Source organism: Halorubrum sp. Ea1 (genome assembly GCF_002252965.1).
Lineage (GTDB): Archaea > Halobacteriota > Halobacteria > Halobacteriales > Haloferacaceae > Halorubrum.
This window is the reverse complement of the sequence record NZ_NHPG01000056.1, coordinates 14,668-33,359: the sequence shown is the minus strand read 5'-3', so window position 1 is coordinate 33,359 and position 18,692 is coordinate 14,668. Positions and strand designations below refer to the sequence as shown.

17 protein-coding genes and 1 tRNA gene are annotated in these 18,692 nt (G+C 69.9%); 12 read left to right on the top strand and 6 right to left on the bottom strand.

Annotated features, from left to right (window positions below; translation table 11 throughout):
- Window positions 1-107: 107 nt before the first annotated feature.
- On the top strand, window positions 108-1,658 hold the full coding sequence (locus tag DJ73_RS07770) for a hypothetical protein (protein ID WP_094557707.1): 1,551 nt from the start codon (window positions 108-110) through the stop codon (window positions 1,656-1,658).
- 66 nt (window positions 1,659-1,724) lie between these two features.
- Here the strand turns inward: DJ73_RS07770 and DJ73_RS07765 are convergent, their stop codons facing one another.
- A complete protein-coding gene (locus DJ73_RS07765; RefSeq protein ID WP_094524215.1) occupies window positions 1,725-2,627 on the bottom strand; it encodes a zinc finger domain-containing protein in 903 nt (300 codons plus the stop codon).
- 159 nt (window positions 2,628-2,786) lie between these two features.
- On the opposite strand from DJ73_RS07765, the gene DJ73_RS07760 reads away from it, so the two are divergent.
- From DJ73_RS07760 to DJ73_RS07750, 3 genes are all read left to right on the top strand, one after another.
- Entirely contained in the window at window positions 2,787-3,380 is a 594-nt protein-coding gene (locus DJ73_RS07760) for a class I SAM-dependent methyltransferase (protein WP_094524216.1), read from the top strand.
- 108 nt (window positions 3,381-3,488) lie between these two features.
- Entirely contained in the window at window positions 3,489-3,812 is a 324-nt protein-coding gene (locus DJ73_RS07755; RefSeq protein WP_094524217.1) for a BolA family protein, read from the top strand.
- Window positions 3,813-3,951: 139 nt separating this feature from the next.
- On the top strand, window positions 3,952-5,361 hold the full coding sequence (locus DJ73_RS07750; protein ID WP_094524218.1) for an aspartate ammonia-lyase: 1,410 nt from the start codon (window positions 3,952-3,954) through the stop codon (window positions 5,359-5,361).
- Window positions 5,362-5,382: 21 nt separating this feature from the next.
- On the opposite strand, the gene DJ73_RS07745 is transcribed toward DJ73_RS07750, so the two are convergent.
- Window positions 5,383-5,766, bottom strand: coding sequence for an ACT domain-containing protein (locus DJ73_RS07745; RefSeq protein WP_094524219.1), 384 nt, complete (start codon window positions 5,764-5,766; stop codon window positions 5,383-5,385).
- A gap of 112 nt (window positions 5,767-5,878) precedes the next feature.
- On the opposite strand from DJ73_RS07745, the gene sucC reads away from it, so the two are divergent.
- From sucC to deoC, 5 genes are all read left to right on the top strand, one after another.
- Window positions 5,879-7,024: an ADP-forming succinate--CoA ligase subunit beta gene (gene sucC / locus DJ73_RS07740; protein ID WP_094524220.1), complete on the top strand. Its 1,146-nt coding sequence runs from the start codon at window positions 5,879-5,881 to the stop codon at window positions 7,022-7,024.
- Entirely contained in the window at window positions 7,021-7,890 is an 870-nt protein-coding gene (gene sucD, locus DJ73_RS07735) for a succinate--CoA ligase subunit alpha (RefSeq protein WP_094524221.1), read from the top strand. Before sucC ends, sucD begins: the two co-directional genes overlap by 4 nt.
- Window positions 7,891-7,991: 101 nt before the next feature.
- A complete protein-coding gene (locus DJ73_RS07730) occupies window positions 7,992-10,574 on the top strand; it encodes a GAF domain-containing protein (protein ID WP_094557706.1) in 2,583 nt (860 codons plus the stop codon).
- Between the two features lie 154 nt (window positions 10,575-10,728).
- The gene (locus tag DJ73_RS07725; RefSeq protein WP_094557705.1) at window positions 10,729-11,046 is read left to right on the top strand and encodes an ArsR family transcriptional regulator; all 318 of its coding nucleotides are present in this window, start codon (window positions 10,729-10,731) and stop codon (window positions 11,044-11,046) included.
- Between the two features lie 113 nt (window positions 11,047-11,159).
- Window positions 11,160-11,831 carry a deoxyribose-phosphate aldolase gene (gene deoC / locus DJ73_RS07720; RefSeq protein WP_094526037.1) on the top strand — a complete coding sequence of 224 codons (672 nt, stop codon included), beginning with the start codon at window positions 11,160-11,162 and terminating at the stop codon, window positions 11,829-11,831.
- A 124-nt stretch (window positions 11,832-11,955) separates the two neighbouring features.
- On the opposite strand, the gene DJ73_RS07715 is transcribed toward deoC, so the two are convergent.
- Window positions 11,956-13,179 carry a CBS domain-containing protein gene (locus DJ73_RS07715; protein WP_094524225.1) on the bottom strand — a complete coding sequence of 408 codons (1,224 nt, stop codon included), beginning with the start codon at window positions 13,177-13,179 and terminating at the stop codon, window positions 11,956-11,958.
- Window positions 13,180-13,399: 220 nt separating this feature from the next.
- Here DJ73_RS07715 and DJ73_RS07710 point away from each other — a divergent pair, with 220 nt between their 5' ends.
- The 3 genes from DJ73_RS07710 (at window position 13,400) to DJ73_RS07700 (ending at window position 15,438) form a co-directional block, all read left to right on the top strand.
- Window positions 13,400-13,807: a DUF2267 domain-containing protein gene (locus DJ73_RS07710; protein ID WP_094557704.1), complete on the top strand. Its 408-nt coding sequence runs from the start codon at window positions 13,400-13,402 to the stop codon at window positions 13,805-13,807.
- Between the two features lie 77 nt (window positions 13,808-13,884).
- A tRNA-Ser gene (locus DJ73_RS07705) sits at window positions 13,885-13,968 on the top strand.
- A 162-nt stretch (window positions 13,969-14,130) separates the two neighbouring features.
- The gene (locus DJ73_RS07700; protein ID WP_094557703.1) at window positions 14,131-15,438 is read left to right on the top strand and encodes a tRNA (N(6)-L-threonylcarbamoyladenosine(37)-C(2))-methylthiotransferase; all 1,308 of its coding nucleotides are present in this window, start codon (window positions 14,131-14,133) and stop codon (window positions 15,436-15,438) included.
- Here the strand turns inward: DJ73_RS07700 and DJ73_RS07695 are convergent.
- From DJ73_RS07695 to DJ73_RS07685, 3 genes are all read right to left on the bottom strand, one after another.
- Window positions 15,429-15,995 (bottom strand): trimeric intracellular cation channel family protein, encoded by a 567-nt coding sequence (locus tag DJ73_RS07695; RefSeq protein ID WP_094557728.1) that lies wholly within the window; start codon window positions 15,993-15,995, stop codon window positions 15,429-15,431. The two genes, DJ73_RS07700 and DJ73_RS07695, sit on opposite strands and share 10 nt — an antisense overlap.
- A 169-nt stretch (window positions 15,996-16,164) precedes the next feature.
- A complete protein-coding gene (locus tag DJ73_RS07690; RefSeq protein ID WP_141212550.1) occupies window positions 16,165-16,407 on the bottom strand; it encodes a hypothetical protein in 243 nt (80 codons plus the stop codon).
- A gap of 204 nt (window positions 16,408-16,611) precedes the next feature.
- A complete protein-coding gene (locus DJ73_RS07685; protein ID WP_094557701.1) occupies window positions 16,612-18,681 on the bottom strand; it encodes a long-chain fatty acid--CoA ligase in 2,070 nt (689 codons plus the stop codon).
- Between the last annotated feature and the right edge of the window lie 11 nt (window positions 18,682-18,692).

Below are 18,692 nucleotides of genomic sequence, written 5' to 3'. Positions count from 1 at the left end.
CCGGACGGCGTTCGCGGCGTCGCGACGCGTGACGGCTCGTCGACGCCGCGGCCCGTTCCTGTCGTCTCAGGGGTACTTTCATATTCGGCTCCGAACTATGCGTGTGTATGACTGGCAAAGGTAGCGATCCGGTCGAACGACTGAAACGCGTCGCCGATATCGACGTCGATGCGTTCGACTCCCGGGTCCGCGAGGAGGCCGACGCGATCCGGGCCCACGTCGAGGCGGGGACGTTCGACAACGAGCAGGTGACGACGGGGCTCGAGTACGAGTTCTACGCCGTCGACCGCGAGACGGACAACCTCCGTCGGATCCCGCGGTCGCTTCTGGGCTGCGTGGGGTTCGACCGGGAGCTCGGGCTCCACAACGCGGAGCTGAACTCGGCTGTCCACCCGTTCACCGGCCGCGGCATCGACGCCGTCCGGGCGGACGTGACCGGGAAGCTCGACGCGCTCCAGCGGCGCGCCGCCGCGGACGGGATCCGCGTGGTGAGCGACGGGATGTGGACGATCGGCCCGGCGGAGAGCGCGACGGACGACTACCTGACCGAGGCCACGCACGAGGAGGGGTTGACGCTGGGGATCAACGTCAGCAACGGGGTCCGATATCACGGGTTCGCCAGCGTCGGCGCGGACCGGTTGATCGGGAGCGAGATCGACGTCCCCGGCGCGAGGATCGACGCGGACAGCGCGGGACCGGTCAGTCTCACCACGTCGATCCAGCCCCACTACCAGCCCCGCCGCGCCGCGGACCTCCCGAGGTATCACCGGATCGCGACGCGGCTCGCCGGGCCGCTGCTCGCGCTCGCCGTCAACTCGCCGTTCCTGCCGCCCGCGCTCTACGACGACCCCGGCCCCGACCGCGAACTGCTCGTGGCGGACGGGTACGCCGAACACCGGATCCCGGTGTACGAGCAGATGATGAATCCGCCGGGACGCGATCGAAAGGTGAAGTTCCCCCGCGACATCGACAGCGTGGGGGCGGCCATCGACCGTATCGCGGCCGACCCGGTGCTCGTCCCGGCGGAGATCGAGGCGGAGGGCCGGTTCGACGACGAGTTCGTCCACTTCCGACACAAACACGGGAGCTACTGGCGGTGGGTCCGGCCGGTGTTCGACGGCGCGACCGAGGGGAGCGCGAGCGCCCGGATCGAGTTCCGCCCGCTCCCCGGCCAGCCGACGATCCCCGACGCGGTGGCGATCCTCGCCGCGTTCGGCGGGGCGATGCGGGGGATCGCGGAGCGCGGCCACCCGGTCGTCGACCTCCCCTGGGAGCGGGCCGAATCGAACTTCTACGCGGCCGCCCGCAACGGGCTCGACGCCGAAATGGAGTGGATCACGGCCGACGGTGCGACGACGACGGAGACCGCGGGACTGTACCGCGACCTGTTCGCCGCCGCGAAGGACGGACTTGAGGAGCACGGCTGTACGACCGACCAGATCGCCGCGGCGCTCTCCCCGCTCCGGAGCCGAGTCGAGACCGGCCGGACGCCCGCGGACTGGAAGCGGTCGGCCGTCGCCGTCGCCCTCGACGACGGGGCGACCCCCGCCGAGGCGATCCGGTCGACGCAGCGCGCCTATATCCGGCTCCAAGCGCGAACGCTCTACGACGAGTCGCTCGCCGACTGGCCGGGGCCCGAGTCCGTTCTCCTCGGGTGACTCGGGGGCGGCGCGTCGGCCGAGAGCGAGTCCGTCACGGCGGGGCGGTCCGGCCCGCGAAACGGGTCACTCGCGCCGCATCGATATCCCGGAGTAGCCGCAGGCGTCGCAGGAGAGCGTCTCGCGGGCGCCGAACCGGTACGCCACCAGCGGATCGCCACAGCGGGGGCAGGGGTCGCCGGCGGCCGGCGGCGGGGCGTGGCGGACCCCGGCGACGACGAGTCGGACGGCGAGCTCGTGGGCGGCGTCCTCGTCGACCGCGCCGCCCCAGATCACGTTGGCGTCGGCGCCGATCCGCTCTCTGACCGCCGCGATGACGTCGGTCGCGGCGGCGATGCTGGTCTCGGGGTCGACGACGACGTCCACGAGCACCGCGCTCGCGTCGGTCGCGTCGACCCCCTCGGGGAGCCCGTCGAACGCCGCCGCGACCGCGGCCCCCGGGGCGTCGCGGTCGGCGGTCCCGGTTCCCAGCGCGGCGACGCCGGCCGAGAGCACCGTCTCGGCGTCGGTGAGGTCGAGGTTGACGAAGCCGGGCTCCTGGACCGTCGCGAGGAACGCGCGGATCGCCGCCTCGACGGCGTCGCCCTCCGCGAGCAGCACCGCGTCGACGGCGTCGCGGACCGCGGACAGCGCGTCGTCGTCGGCCGCGTTCGCGGGGACGACCGCGACCGCGAACGCGTCGAGCCCGCCGAGCGCCCGAAGCGACTCGACCGCCTCGTGGCCCTCGCCGACCTCGTCGGGATCGAGCGCGACGACGACCGCCGCGGGGGGCGACGCGTCTGCCGGCGCCGGCGCGGCGCCACGCTCGGTCGCGGAGGCCGCCTCCGCGAGGAGGGCCGCGACCGACGCGTACCGGGCGTTGCGGAACGCCGAGCCCGCGAGCCGGTCGCCGTGGGCGCCGAGGCCGCAGACGACGACGGAACCGCCGAGGGCGTCGGCCGCCTCGCGCAGGTCGTCCCGGTGAGACATCTGGAAGGGCCGTTTCGGCTCCGTCGACAAACCCCTTCCCACTCGCGGGCCGGACGGGCGACCGATCGCGGCCGGCGATCGATCGCTTCGGACGATCCCTCCCGAGGCGCCGCGGGTCGGATCCCAACCGCTAACCGAGCCCGATCACAACCGCTTCGCATGGACCGCTTCCGGAACACGGGACAGCCGGACTGGGACTGGTGGGGACGGATCTGGCCGACGCCGGGCGAGACGCTCCGGCGGCTCGGCGTGGCGCCGGGCGACCGCGTCGCCGAGATCGGCTGCGGCAACGGCTACTTCGCCCTCCCGGCCGCGCGGGTCGCCGACCCGGCGTCGGTGTACGCCGTCGACCTCGACGGGTCGCTGCTCGCGGAGCTCGAAGGGCTCGCGGCGGAGCAGGGGATCGAGAACGTCGTGCCGGTCCGCGGCGACGCGCGCGACCTCGCCGCGCTCCTCCCCGAGCCGGTCGACGTCGCGCTGCTGGCGAACGCCTTCCACGGGATCGACGACCGGGCCGGCTTCGTCTCGGGCGTCGCCGGCGCGCTCGCCGTCGACGGGCGGTTCGTCGTCGTCAACTGGCGCGACCGGCCGCGGGAGGAGACGACGCTCGCCGGCGAGCCGCGCGGCCCGCCGACCGAACTGCGAGTGGGTCCGGCGGAGACGCGGCGCGCGGTCGAGGACGCCAGCGACCTGCGGCTCGCCCGCGAGGTCGACCTCCCGCCGTTCCACTACGGGCTCGTCTTCGAGCGGTGAGGCGGGTCGCGGCGCGGCTCCCCGCGCGAGCCCTCCCGTCGCCTGCCCCCGGCGGCTTCCCCGGCGCGTATGCGGTCGATTTTTGACGAGGCGGCCCCGAACCGGGGTATGACCATCGAACCGGCCGAGATCGAGGAGCTCATCCAGGCGGGGATCCCGGACGCCGTCGCCCGCGTGACGAACCCCCGGATCCACGACGACGAGGACGAGGACGCGCACTTCGCGGCCGTCGTCGTCTCCCCCGCCTTCGAGGGCGAGTCGCTCGTCGACCAGCACCAGCGCGTGTACGACGCCGTCGGCGACCACATGACCCGGTCGGTCCACGCGCTGGAGATCAAGACGTACACGCCCGCCGACTACGCCGAGCACGGGAGCGGCAGCCTCGCGCCGGAGCTCCGCGACGCGGGGCTGTTCCCGGTCGACGAGGCGTAGACCCCGGCCGCGACGCGTAGACACCGACCCCGGTCCCGACCCCGGCCGCGACGCGCACCGCGCCGGTTCGGCTCCCCGCGTCCGCGTTCGACTGAGCGCTTTCAGTAGCTTTTACCCGGTCTCGCGGGAAGCGTCGCGCATGGGTGACGACTACCGCACGGAGGAGGACAGCCTCGGCGAGATGCAGGTGCCGGCCGACGCCTACTGGGGCGCGCAGACCCAGCGCGCGGTCGAGAACTTCCCGATATCCGGGATCCCGATGAGCCGGCGGTTCATCCGCGCGCTCGGCGTCGTGAAGAAGGCGGCCGCGCAGGCGAACCGCGACCTCGACCTGATCGACGAGGACACCGCGGAGGCGATCGTCGCCGCCGCCGACGAGGTGATCGCCGGCGAGCACGACGACCAGTTCCCGGTCGACGTGTTCCAGACCGGCTCGGGGACCTCCTCGAACATGAACGCCAACGAGGTGATCGCCAACCGCGCCGCCGAGATCGCCGGCGCGGAGATCGGCGACCGCGTCGTCCACCCGAACGACCACGTCAACTACGGGCAGTCGTCCAACGACGTGATCCCCACGGCGATGCACGTCGCGTCCCTGGAGGCCGTCGAGAAGGACCTCGTGCCCGCCCTGGAGACGCTCCACGCCGAGCTGGAGGCGAAGGAGACCGCGTTCGACGGCGTCGTCAAGACCGGCCGCACGCACCTCCAGGACGCGACGCCGATCCGCCTCGGCCAGGAGTTCGGCGGCTACCGGACCCAAGTCGCGAAGGGGATCGAGCGGGCCGAGACCGTCCAGTCGAACCTGCGCGAGCTCGCCCTCGGCGGCACCGCGGTCGGCACCGGGCTCAACACCCATCCCGACTTCCCGGAGCTCGCCGCGGAGTACATCTCCGACGAGACGAACACGACGTTCCGCGAGGCCGACAACCACTTCGAGGCGCAGGCGGCCCACGACGCGATGGCGGAGGCGCACGGCTCGCTCCGGACCATCGCCGGGAGCATGAACAAGATGGCGAACGACCTGCGGCTGCTCGCCTCCGGCCCGCGCAACGGGCTCGGCGAGGTCGAGCAGCCGGAGAACCAGCCCGGCTCCTCGATCATGCCCGGGAAGATCAATCCCGTCGTCGCCGAGTCGGTCAATCAGGTCCACAAGCAGGTCGTCGGCAACGACGCCGCGATCTCGGCCGGCGCCGCCCGCGGCGAGATCGACCTGAACCTTTATAAGCCGGTCATCGCGCACAACTTCCTCGAATCGGCCGAGCTGCTCTCGAACGCCGCCGAGACGTTCGGCGAGCGTTTCGTCGCGAAGCTGGAGGCCAACGAGGAGCACTGCGAGACCCGCGTCGAGCAGTCGATGGCTCTGGCGACCGCACTGAACCCCGCGATCGGCTACGACAAGGCGTCGAAGGTCGCGAAGACGGCTTTAAAAGAGGGGAAAAGCGTCCGTGAGGCCGCGGTCGAGGCCGGCTACCTCACCGAGGCGGAGGCGGACGAGGTGCTCGACCCCGAGGCGATGACCCACCGCGTCATCCTCGGCGACGAGGACTGAGACCCGGGATCGTCGGGGGCGTCAGTCGACGACCTCACAGCCCAGTTCTTCGAGCCGCCGGACCGCGGCGGGGCGGTCGGTCTCTTTGATCAACACGTGGTCCGTCGCGTACGACGAGAGGACGAACACCGAGACTTCGACCTCGGCGAGCGCCGTGGCCACCGCCGCCAGGAACCCGACGAGCTCGAACGGGAGTTCCATCTCGAAGGTGAGGCGCTTCCATCCGGGCTCGACCGCGTCGGCGTCGACCGCGTCGACCTCGTCCTCCTCGACGACCACCGTCGTCTCGCCCGCCTCTCTGATCGTCGCGAACGCGGCGGAATGATCGCGGTCGGTCCGGCAAACCGCGTACGTCTCGTCCGACACGCTGACCGTTCCGCCGTCGAGGAACTCGGTCGGGTCCATGCCGACCGCAGTCGTTCGGCGGATAAAAATGCCCGTCGCCGTCTCCCACCGTCCCCGCCGCTCGCGCGGAATCGGCACCATTTAAGCCGCTCTCGGTCCCCCTTCGAGACGGATGAAACTACACGAATATCAGGCGAAGACTATCTTCGCGGACGCCGGGATCCCGGTCCCGGATTCCCGGCTCGCGACGACCGTCGACGAGGCGCTCGACGCCGTCGACGAGATCGGCTACCCGGCCGCGATCAAGGCGCAGGTCCACGTGGGCGGCCGCGGCAAGGCCGGCGGCATCAAGATCGCGACCGACCGCGACGAGGCCGAGGCGTACGCCGAGGAGATCCTCGGGATGGACCTGAAGGGGTACACCGTCGACTCGGTGCTCGTCGAGGCCGGCGTCGACTTCGTGGACGAGCTGTACGTCGGCGTCACGATGGACCGCGGCGAGGGGAAGCCCGTCCTGATGGTGTCGACCGAGGGCGGCGTGAACATCGAGGAAGTCGCCGAGGAGAACCCCGACGCGATCGCGCGCGAGCACGTCGACCCCGCGTTCGGGCTCCACCCGTACCAGGCCCGCAAGGTCGTGTACGAGGCGGGCGTCGACGCCGACGTCGCGCTCGACGTGGCGTCGATCCTCTCGACGCTGTACGACCTCTACGAGGGGAACGACGCCTCCGAGATCGAGGTCAACCCCGTCATGATCACGGGCGACCGCGAGGTCGTCGCGGCCGACGCCGTGATGAACATCGACGAGGACGCGCTGTTCCGCCAGCCGGAGCTGGCCGAGATGGCCGAGGCGTCCTACGAGGACGACCTCGAACGGAAGGCCGGCGAGTACGGCTTCGACTACGTCCGCCTCTCGGGCAACGTCGGCATCATCGGCAACGGCGCCGGGCTCGTGATGACGACGCTCGACCTGGTCGACTACTACGGCGGCAAGCCCGCCAACTTCCTCGACATCGGCGGCGGCGCGAAGGCCGAGCGCGTCACGAAGGCGCTCGACATGGTGTTCTCCGACCCCAACGTCGACAGCGTCGTGTTCAACATCTTCGGCGGGATCACCCGGGGCGACGAGGTCGCGAAGGGGATCAACGAGGCGCTCGCGGAGTTCGACGAGATCCCGAAGCCGGTCGTCGTCCGGCTCGCCGGGACCAACGCCGAGGAGGGGATGGAGATCCTGAACACCGACCTGATCGAGGTCGAGGAGACGCTGGAGGAAGCGGTCCAGCGCGCGGTGAAGAACGCGGAGGAGGTGACCCAATGAGCATTTTCGTCGACGACGACACCAGAGTGGTAGTCCAGGGGATCACCGGCGGGGAGGGGAAGTTCCACGCCGGCCAGATGATCGAGTACGGCACGAACGTCGTCGCCGGCGCGGTGCCCGGCAAGGGCGGCCAGGAGGTCGCCGGCGTCCCCGTCTACGACACCGTGGACGAGGCCGTCGAGGCGGAGGACGCCGACGCGTCCGTCGTCTTCGTCCCGCCGGCGTTCGCGGGCGACGCCATCTTCGAGGCGCTCGACACGGACCTCGACCTCGCGGTCGCGATCACCGAGGGGATCCCGACCCAGGACATGGCGAAGGTGAACAAGCGGCTGGGCGAGACCGACACGCGCCTGCTCGGCCCGAACTGCCCCGGGATCATCACGCCGGGCGAGGCGAAACTCGGCATCCTGCCCGGAAACATCTTCGCCGAGGGCAACGTCGGGCTCGTCTCCCGCTCCGGCACCCTGACGTACCAGGTGGTCGATAACCTCACCGAGCGCGGGATCGGTCAGACGACCGCGATCGGCATCGGCGGGGACCCGATCATCGGCACCTCATTCATCGACGCCCTGGAGGCGTTCGAGGCCGACACCGAGACCGACGCGGTCGTGATGTGCGGCGAGATCGGCGGGGAGGACGAGGAGCAGGCCGCGCGGTTCATCGGCGAACACATGGACACGCCGGTCGCCGGCTTCATCGCCGGACGGACGGCGCCGCCGGGCAAGCGGATGGGCCACGCGGGCGCCATCGTCTCCGGCTCCGGGACCGGCACCGCGCAGTCGAAGATCGACGCGCTCAACAACGCGGGCGTTCCCGTCGGCGACACCCCCGAAGAGGTCGCCGACCACGTCGAGGACTTCCTGTAAGCGACGACGGGGTGGGCCCCCGACTCGATTTCAGCCGTTCCGGTTCTCAGTCCTGACCATCGGAGCGAAAGCTAAACTTACCGGTAGTGTGACGGCCACCTATGGATACCGCTCCCGGGAACGACGGCGACGATCCCACCGCCGACGCCTTCCGCGGAGGGGAGCCCGCCGGCGGCGGGCCGCGACGGGTGCTCATCGTCGACGACGAGCCCGGCGCCGCGGACCTCGCGGCGACCCACGTCGAGCGACTGGTCGACGGGATCGAGACGGTGACGTACACCGCCCCGGACGACGCGCTCGCGGCGGTCGAGTCGGAGCGTATCGACTGCGTCGTCAGCGACTTCGACATGCCCGGCAGCGACGGGCTCGAACTGCTCACCGCGGTCCGCGAGGTCGATCCCGGGATCCCGTTCGTGCTGTTCACGGGGAAGGGGTCCGAAGAGATCGCCAGCGAGGCGATCTCCGCCGGGGTGACGGACTACCTCCAGAAGGGCGGCGGGAGAGACCGGTACGAGATGCTCGCGAACAGCGTCGCGAACGCGCTGGAACGGCGACAGGTCGAGCGGAACCTCCGGGAGGTGAACGCGAAGGTGACCGCGCTCCACCGGTTCGCGACGGAGGTCGCCGCCTGCGAGCGCGTCGACGAGGTGTTCGAACGGACCGTCGACGCCGCGGAGGGCATACTGGAATTCGACCGGTGCGTCACGGCCCGCCGCCGCGGCGACACCCTCGTCCCCGCGGCGCTCTCGGAGAGCGTCACCGACGAGGAGGTCCGCTCGTTCGAGGTCGGCGAGGGGGTCGTCGGGACCACCGCCGCCGAGGAGCGGACGATGGTCGTCGACAACGTCAGCGTCGACCCCGCCGACCCGGACCAGTTGGAGGACCCGGAGAACTGCGACCCGCCGAGCGCCGGGGAAGCCGCCGACTGCGGGCGAGCCGACGATCACGGCCGGGCCGACGGCGCCGCGGTCGCCGACCCGGTCGCCGACGACATCCGCTCGGCGATCAGCGTCCCGATCGGTCCGTACGGCGTGTTGCAGGCCGTCTCTGACGGATACGCCGCGTTCGACGAGGGCGACGTCGAGTTCGCGGAGCTGCTGGCCGCCCACACCGCCGACGCGATCGAGCAGATCGAGACGGAGAACGCGCTGCGGGCCGAACGCGACCGACTGACGGCGCTGTTCGACGATCTCCCGCTGCCGGGAGTCAGAACGGTCGCGCTCGGCGGCGGCGAACGCCGTCTCGACGCCACGAACGAGGCGTTCGAGCGGACGTTCGGCTACTCGGCGGCCGACCACGGCTACCGCGAGATACGCGACGCCATCATCCCGGAGGGCGCCGCCCGGTTCGACCCCGAGACGGTCCTCGATCGGGACGGGACGCCGCGGCTCGAAGTGCGCCGCCGGACGACCAACGGGCTCAGGGACTTCATCCTGCACGTGATTCCCGTGCGTCAGCACGACGAGACGGTCATCTACAGCGTCTACGCCGACATCGGCGAGCAGAAACGGGTCGAGCGGACCCTGCGGAACCTCCACGAGACGACCCGCGAGATGTTCCGCGGCGAGGACCGCGAGGAGATCGCGGCGCTCGCGGCGCGCGCGGCCATCGACATCCTGGAGTTCCCGAGCAGCGGGGTCCGCCTGTACGACCCCGAGAGCGGGACGCTGCTCCCCACGGCGATCAGCGAGGAGGCGACGGCGGCGCTCGGGGACCGCCCGGCGTTCGGCCCAGGCGACGGTCGCGTCTGGGAGGCGTTCGAGACGGGAGAACCGATCGTCGTCGGCGATCTCGACGCGGTCGACACCGCCGTCACCTACGGCGAGCACCGGAGCCTGCTCGTCGTCCCGCTCGGCGACCACGGCGTGATGCCGCTCGGCTCCTGCGAGCCGGACTTCTTCGACGACACGGCGATCCAGCTGGCGCGGGTGCTCGCGGCCAACGTCACCGTCGCGCTCGACGGGGCCGAGCGCACGGCGCAGCTGCGGAACCGCGACGCCGCGCTCCAGCGCGAGATCGACCGACTGGAGAAGTTCGCCGGGCTCGTCTCGCACGACCTCCGGAACCCGCTCAACGTCGCGGCCGGGCGGCTCGATCTCGCGCGGGGGCTCGTCGACGACGACGGCGCCCTCCACGAGCTCGACCGGATCGACGACGCTCACGAGCGGATGGAGGAGCTCATCGACGACCTCCTCACGCTGGCGCGACAGGGCCGGACGGTCGACGAGTCGGAGCCGGTCTCGCTCGCCGAGGCGGCGGCGGAGGCGTGGCGCACCGTGGACACCCCCGCTGCGACGCTGGACGCGCCCGACGATGGGGTCGCGGTGGAGGCCGACCCGGAGCGCCTCCGGACGCTCTTAGAGAACCTGTTTACGAACAGCGTGGTGCACGGCACCGGTGGCAGTCGGGCGGAGCCCGACGACGTCGTCGAGCACGGCTCGACCGAGGCGGACCCCGGCGTCACCGTCACATTCGGCGGGCTCTCGGACGGGTTCTACGTCGCCGACGACGGCGCGGGATTCGACGTCGACCCCGACGAGGCGATCGAGTACGGCGTCTCGAGCGACCCGCACGGGACCGGCTTCGGACTCGCGATCGTCCGCGAGATCGCGGCCGCGCACGGGTGGACGGTCTCTATCGACGACGACGACGGGGCGCGGTTCGAGTTCCGTACGCGCGAGTAGAGGCGGACGAATCGAAGAGCGCCCCGCCGGCGACCGGACACGCTCTCGTTCCGTCGCGCCCGCGCGCTCATAATATATAAATCAATGGGGAGCTGTGCGGCGGTGATACACACCCGAGCCACGGTTATGCACGGCTCGCCCGTATACGCTTTATATGGACGACAGTGCCCGCGAGCTGCTCGCGCCGCTCCCCCCGAGCGCCAAACTGGTCTACTACGTTCTCGACGAGGAGGGCCGGTTCGACCAGACCGGGCTCGCCGAGGAGACCCGCCTTTCGACCCGAACCGTCCGGTTCGCGGTCGAGAAGCTCACCGAGGTCGGACTCGTCGAGGAAGGCCTGTGTCCCCGCGACGCTCGTCGGTCGGTGTACGCGCCCGTCTCCGAGTCGGAGCGCTCGGGAGAGGCCGAGCCGGAGGCCGTCTCCGAGCCCGACGCCGAGACGCCCACGGCGACCGCGGTCGCCGAGGACTGAGACCGAGCGGCCGCACTCCCGCGTGCGTTCGTCGCTCCGCCGGAAAAACGGCGGCGGGTCGATGCGCTTCGAGCGGCCGACACACTTAGGCCCTCGGACGCGAGGGAGCAGACATGTCACTGGAGAACACACTGCGAGACGATCCGGGGCGGGTCGCGTCGATAATCGACCACACGAACGTCGACCCGACCGCGAGCGAGGCGGCGGTCCGGACCCTCTGTAACGAGGTCCTCGAATACGGATTCCGCTCGGCGGTCGTCGTTCCGTACCACGCGCCGCTCGCGAGCGAACTGCTCGGCGGGGAAGCCGACGTCGTCGCGGTGATCGGGTTCCCCTACGGGATACAGAACTCGGCGGCCAAACGGAGCGAGGTCGAAGCGCTCCGCGACCACGTCGACGAGTTCGACATGGTGATGAACAGGACCGCGTTCGCGAACGGCGATCACGACCTCGTCGTCGACGACGTCGAAGCGGTGAAGGACGCGGTCGGGGAGAAGACGCTGAAATGTATCATCGAGTCGCCGGCCTTGACGCCGCCCGAGATACGGCGGGCCGCCGAGCTCGTCGAGGCCGGCGGCGCCGACTTCGTCAAGACCGCCGTCGGATACGACGGGCCGACGGATCCAGCGGAGATCGCGGCGATCCGAGAGGCGGTCGCCCCGGAGACCGAAATAAAAGCGTCGGGCGGAATATCGACCTTCGACGAAGCCCTCGAAATGGTGGCCGCAGGTGCGACCCGGATCGGCGCCTCCTCGGGCGTGGCGATCTACGAGACGACGCAGTAGCGTCCGTCCGAATCGGCAGCGCGTCGGGGTCGGTTCGACCGTTCGCCGACGGCCCCGGTCGCGATCGCGAAGCCGTCGCACAGCGCGGAGCCGTCTCGGTTCGCGCAGCGCGGGGCCGTCCCGATCACTCCGCGTCTTCGAGTATCCACCCGAAGCGCTTCTCCCAGAACGCCTCGTTCCGCGGCTTCTTGTTCCGCCCGTACGTCTTCTTATCACGTATCTGGCGTTCGAGAACGTCTCGGACCTCGTTGAGCGCGTGGCTCGCACCGTACCCCTCGGCCGAAGCGATGTACAGACCTTGGTCCGTGTGGAGCCGGATCCGGGCGAGCAACAGCGGCGTCCCCCGAAGCTTCTCGTCGTGTTCGTGGAGGTGGACTTTCGCGTCGAGGATGTCCATGCCGTGGTCCCTGTCGTCGAACTTCTCGATCATCTCCACGATCTCGTCGTACTCCACGTCGTCGAGGAGGGCCGAGTTGTACACTTGGACGGCGCGGGTCTCGTCGGCCTCCCACGTCAGCGAGTCGAGGATATCCGTTTTCGTGACGATCCCCGCCAGCTCACCGTCCTGCTCGACGACCAGTGACGATCCGCCGATCTCGAACAGCTCTTCCACGGCGGTTTCAAGCGTCCGGGCGGGCGCGATCGTCCGCACCGGTGAAACCATCACGTCTCGAACCGGCAGATCGATGACTCGCGCCAGTTCGCCCTCCCGGGCGCCGAAACCACCCCGCCGCGTGCGCCCGTCGCTGACCCCCGTGCCGTCGGCGTCCGCTTGCGTGTCGCCCGCGTCTCCGCCCTGGCTCCGAACCGCACTCCGAACCGTCAGGTCCATGAGATCGTAGAGACTGAGGATCCCGACCGCCGCGTCGTCCTCCACGACCGGGATATGCGTGATCCGGTTTTCGCGAAAGAGGTTGAGCGCTTCGCCGACGCTCGTTCGCGGTCCGACAGTGATGACGTCCGGCGAATACGCGTCGGCGACCGTGGCGGCGTCGAGGAACTGCTTGACGTTCTCCAGCAGGTCGTCCGCGGTAACGACGCCGATCAGATCGTCCCCGTCGAACACGGGGAGCAGCCGTGAGCCCCCGTCGATCATGAGCTGTGCGACCCGCCGGACGTCCTCGTCAGGCGTGACCCGGGGAACGTTCCAAGCCACCGACTCGATCTTCTGGTCCGGCTGATGGTGTGAGCTCGCGAGCTGCCGCCTCGTGACGACTCCCTCGAACGCCCCTCCGTCCACGACGACTCCCGCAACTGACGGGTCGTCGAACGTCCCAACGAGCTTCGAGACCGGTGTGTCGGGAGGAAGGTTCACGTACTCCGTCGAAACGATGTCTGTTATGTCCATGAGTGTGGGTGCGTTTCCGCGTTGGTCGGCCCGGCCTGTTCCGCTGCCGCCGCCTCGTTAACAGTTGTATATTTGCCAATCGTTCACAAGTACCTACTGACTGTTCTCGGCACCCGGAAACACGTACTTCGCTGGCTCGTCGCTGAACGCCCGCGGTTCGGTTTCCAGACGGTGAGAATTATCATCATAGTTGACATGCTTCCGCGGGCTCCATTTACACATGAACTTCGACGAATTCACCGGCGACGTACAGCACCGACTCGAACTGCCCGGGACGGGCGAGACGGTACGGGCCATCCGGGCGACGCTCATGACCCTCGGCGAGCGCCTCCCCGAGGGGAACGCGGCGGACCTCGCCGCGTCGCTTCCGATCGAGATCAAGTGGTACCTGACCGGCGCGGTCCACGAACACGGCCAGCGCTTCGACTGGCAGGAGTTCGTCGAGCGGGTGAGCGAGATCGAGCGAACGGACCCGGCCGACGCGGCTTATCACGCCCGGGTCATCGTGGACGTCGTTCGGTCGCAGGTCCCCGAATCGGACTTCCAACAGCTCCGGGACATGCTTCCCGAAAGCGGCGACTCCGAGGACTGGAGGAGCCTCTTCGAGCTCGTCGACGCCGAGAACTGAGGCGAGCCGGCCGGCGGGTCGACCGGTGACGCCCCCGTCCGCGCTCGCGGCCCGTTCTCCGATCGGAGCGGCCAACTGGTGGGATGACGGAGCGGACAAACGTGCCTGCTTGGAACGCAGGTGGCCGGAAGGCCTCGTGGGTTCGAATCCCACTCCCACCGTACGCACGGTGCGCACGCCGCGCCGCGCACCCCCCGTTCGGGCTTCGAATTCCACTCCCGCCGCCTCCCGTTCGGGCTTCGAATTTCACTCCCACAGCCTCCGGCGCGCTCGGCTCCGATCCGTCGCGTTTTTGGCCGCGGGACCGGTAGTGTGCACACTCGATGGCGACGTATCACATCGAAACCTACGGCTGCAGTTCCAACCGGGGTGAGAGCCGGGAGATCGAGCGCGCGCTCCGCGACGGCGGTCACCGCCCGGCCGACGGGCCCGAGGACGCCGACGTCGCCATCCTCAACACCTGTACGGTCGTCGAGAAGACGGAACGGAACATGCTCCGCCGCGCCGAGGAGCTCCAAGAGACGACCGCCGACCTCGTCGTCACCGGCTGCATGGCGCTCGCGCAGGGCGAGACGTTCGAGGAGGCCGGCATCGACGCCGAGATCCTCCACTGGGACGAGGTGCCGACGTACGCGCTCAACGGCGAGTGCCCGACGACCACGCCGGACGCCGATCCGGTCCTGGACGGCGTCGTCGGCCTCCTCCCCATCGCGCGCGGTTGTATGAGCAACTGCTCGTACTGCATCACGAAGTTCGCGACCGGCCGGGTCGACTCCCCGTCGGTCGAGGAGAACGTCGAGAAGGCCCGAGCGCTGGTCCACGCCGGCGCGAAGGAGATTCGCGTCACGGGACAGGACACCGGCGTCTACGGTTGGGATAACGGCGAGCGCAAGCTCCCGGAGCTGCTCGACCGCATCTGCGACATCGACGGCGAGTTCCGCGTCCGGCTCGGGATGGCGAACCCCGGCGGCATCCACGGGATTCACGAGGAGCTCGCGGAGGTGTTCGCCGAGAACGAGGAGCTGTACGACTTCATCCACGCGCCGGTCCAGTCCGGCTCCGACGAGGTGCTCGAAGAGATGCGCCGGCAGCACCGGGTCGACAAGTTCCGCGAGGTCGTCGAGACGTTCGACGACCGGCTCGACCACTGGACGCTCTCGACCGACTTCATCGTCGGCTTCCCCACGGAGACGGAGGCCGACCACGAGCTGTCGATGGACCTCCTCGCCGAGGTCCGCCCCGAGAAGATCAACGTCACCCGCTTCTCGAAGCGCCCCGGCACGGACGCCGCCGAGATGAAGGGGCTCGGCGGGACCCTCAAGAAGGAGCGCTCGAAGGCGATGTCGGCGCTGAAGATGGACGTCGTCGGCGAGGCGTACGAGTCGATGGTGGGCGAAGCGTTCGAGGTGCTCGTCGTCGAGGAGGGGACCGGCGACTCGGTGAAGTGCCGCGACTCCGCGTACCGCCAGATCATCGTGCAGAGCGCGACCGAGCGCGGCGTCGAAGTCGGGGACTTCCTGACGGTCGAGGTGACCGGCCACAACACCGTCTACGCGTTCGGCGAGCCGACCGACGAGGGTCACCGCATCGACGGTTCCAGGTCGCCGGCTGTGGGAAGCTCTCAGCCGTAGGCGACGGCCGCGAGCCGCGTGATGACGGTGACGGCCGCACAGAGCGCCGCGGCGGTGCTTCCGACGAACCCGACGGTTCCGGCGACGACGTAAGCCAGCCCGCCCAACACGGCACAGCTGGCGTAGAAGTCCTCGAAGAGGATGAACGGCGCGCGGTCGAGCAGCAGGTCGGCGAACGCGCCGCCGCCGACCGCGTTTATCATCGCGACCGCGACGACGCCGAACGCGGAGACGCCCGCGTCGGTGGCGACGATCGCCCCCGTCGTGGCGAACGCGGCGAGCCCGATCGCGTCCGAAACGAGCGTGATCGGGTGGGTGTCCGGCGCGGCGAGCACGATCCGCACCCCGATCGCCAGAGCGACGCCGAACAGTCCGAGCGCGATCTCGACCGGCGACTGGAGCGCCAGCGGCGTTCGCAACACGAGGAGGTCCCGCGTCGCCCCGCCGGCGAACGCCATCGCCAGCCCGACGATGGTGATCCCGAACAGGTCGAACTCCTCGCGGATCGCCTTCGTCGACCCGACGAGCGCGAACGCGACGAGCCCGATCGTGTTCATCACCGCGAAGGGGTCGCTGAACAGCGCTACGAGGAGTCCCCGCCTCACTGGCGGGTGCCCCGCGAGCCGAACGCTTGAATCTGCCGTCGACGGATCCGACGGCCGGGGGGACGCGCCGGCGTCGGCGTCGTCTCCGCTCGCGCCGTCGGATCCCGCCCTCGCGGGGGCGTCAGCTCTCGACCACGTTCACGTCGATCCGCGTCGGCACCAGGTCGGCGTCGAGCGACCGGGCGACGTACCACAGGACGGCCCCGATTGCGGGGAGGACGAAGACGGTCGTCGTGAACGCCGCGGAGACGAGATCGCCCTGGGCGTAGTGCATCCGACCGACCCGCGACCAGAACAGCGACCAACCGGCGAGGACGAGGCCCGCAAACAGCGTGGTCGCCACCCCGACGACGCGGGTCGTCACTGTCGACACGGTGCGCCGGATCGAATCGACGGTTTTTCGGATCGCAGGCATCATCGGCGCGGTAGCGGCTTGAGCCTTTTGAAAGTGTGATAAATTTAGGTATGTATACTAAGAATAAACTATAGAATTGATGCGAAAAACTTGCTCGCTGACGGGACGAACGGCTCGGAACCGCGGGCGTTCACGCCCGAGGCGGTCGGATACCTACTCGTCGGCGTAGATCAGCTCGACCTCGTCGGCGAAGCGGTCCAAGATGTTGCGCCGCTTCTTCTTCATCGTCGGCGTGAGCAGGTCGTTCTCCTCGGAGAACTCCTCCTCGACGAGCCGGAACTGCTTGATCCGCTCGTACGGCTCGAACTCCTCGTTCACGCGGTCGACCTCCGCTTGGATCCGCTCGCGGACCCGGTCGTCCCGGCAGACCGCACTGCGCGCGTGGGGGAGATCGATCCCGCGCGTGTCCGCCCACGACTCCACTTTCTCGAAGTTCGGGACGATGAGCGCCGAGACGAACTTCCGCCCGTCGCCGAGCACGACGCACTGCTCGACGAACTCGTTCGCGGCGAACCGGTCCTCGATCGGACCCGGCGCGACGTTCTTTCCGGTCGAGAGCACGAGCAGCTGTTTCGCGCGTTCGCGGAAGGCGACGTACCCGTCCGGCCGGAACTGGACGATGTCTCCGGTGCGGAACCACGGCTCGTCCGGGTCGCCGTCGCGCTCCTCGGGAGGCGTCCCGGCCACGACGACGTCCTCGGGGAGCCGGTCCGGTTCGGTGAACGCCTCAGCGGTCGCGTCCGGGCGGTTCCAGTAGCCGTCGGTCACCTGCGGGCCGCGAACGAGCAGTTCGCCCACGTCGCCCGCCAGACCGGCGACCTCTTCGCCGACGACCGTGCCGTCGATCGCGATCTCGGTGTCGACGACCGGCGGACCGATGGTGCCGACCTTCGGCTCCTCCGGCGGGTTCACGCTGATCACCGGCGACGTCTCCGTGAGCCCGTACCCCTCCAGGATCGGGAGGTCCATCGCGTGGTACAGCGCGCACAGCTCGGCCGACAGCGACCCGCCGCCGGAGATGAAGAAGTCGATGTTACCGCCGATCGCCTCTCGGACCGACGAGAAGACGAGCCGGTCGGCGACCGCGCGCTTCGCGTCGAGCAGGGCGCCGGGATTGTCGGCCTCGTGGTGGGACCGACCCACGTCGACCGCCCACTCGAAGATCCGCTCTTTCACCGGCGACTCACCGGCCTGATCGCGGATCGCGTCGTACAGCTTCTCGTAGACGCGCGGGACGCTCGTGGTCGTCGTCGGCCGCACGAGCCCGAAGTCGTCGCGGAGCGTGTCCGGGCTCTCGGCGTACGCGACCGTCGCGCCCGCCGCGAACATCATGTAGTGGCCCGCCATGCGCTCGAAGACGTGCGCGAGCGGGAGGAAAGATAGCGTCGTCGACTCGGCCGATATCCCCGGCGCGTCGGGGTCGCGGTCCGGTCGGTCCGCGAAGCGGCGGTAACACTGCGAGACGTTGTCCCGGAAGTTCGCGTGGGTGAGCCGGACCCCCTTCGGTTTTCCCGTCGTCCCGGAGGTGTAGATGAGGCTGGCGAGGTCGCCGACGCCGGTCGCGTCGAGCCACCCTTCGTAGGCGTCGGGGTCGAACGCGTCGGCGCCCAGCGCGTGGAGCTCGCCGAGGGTGTACACGTCGTCGGCGGAGAGGGCGGGACCGTCGCCGTCGCCCCCGGTGTCGCCGCCGAAGTCGAGCTCGGCCGCGTCCACGTCGTCGAACGAGACGATCGCGTCGAGGTCCCGCGAGAGGTCGTCGGCGACGGCGAGCACCTCGTCCAAGAGGTCGCGGTTCTCGACGACGGCGACCGTCGCGCCGGGGTCCTCCAGCAGGTACCGCACTTGGTCCGGCGAGGAGGAGGCGTAGACGGTCGTCACCACTCCGCCCGCGGCCAGCGCGGCGAAGTCCGTCTGCGCCCACTCCATCCGCGTCTCCGCGTAGAGGGCGACGCGGGTGTCGTCGTCGACCCCGAGTTCGCGGAACCCCGCGGCGAGGCGCCGAACGACGTCGCGCATCTCGGCGTAGGTGACGCCGGCGTACTCGCCGTCGGGCGCGGGCGGGAGGACGCCCTCCGTCACCAGCGACCGGTCGTATATCCCGCCCTTGTACCGCTGGGCGGTCCGGTCGGCGTTGCGCTCGGCGGACCGCTCGAAGGTTCGCGGGAGCGTCTCCCGAGCCACGACGTCGTCCGCGAACTCCCGTTCCGCCTCCTGCCAGTGCATACCCCCTTCGA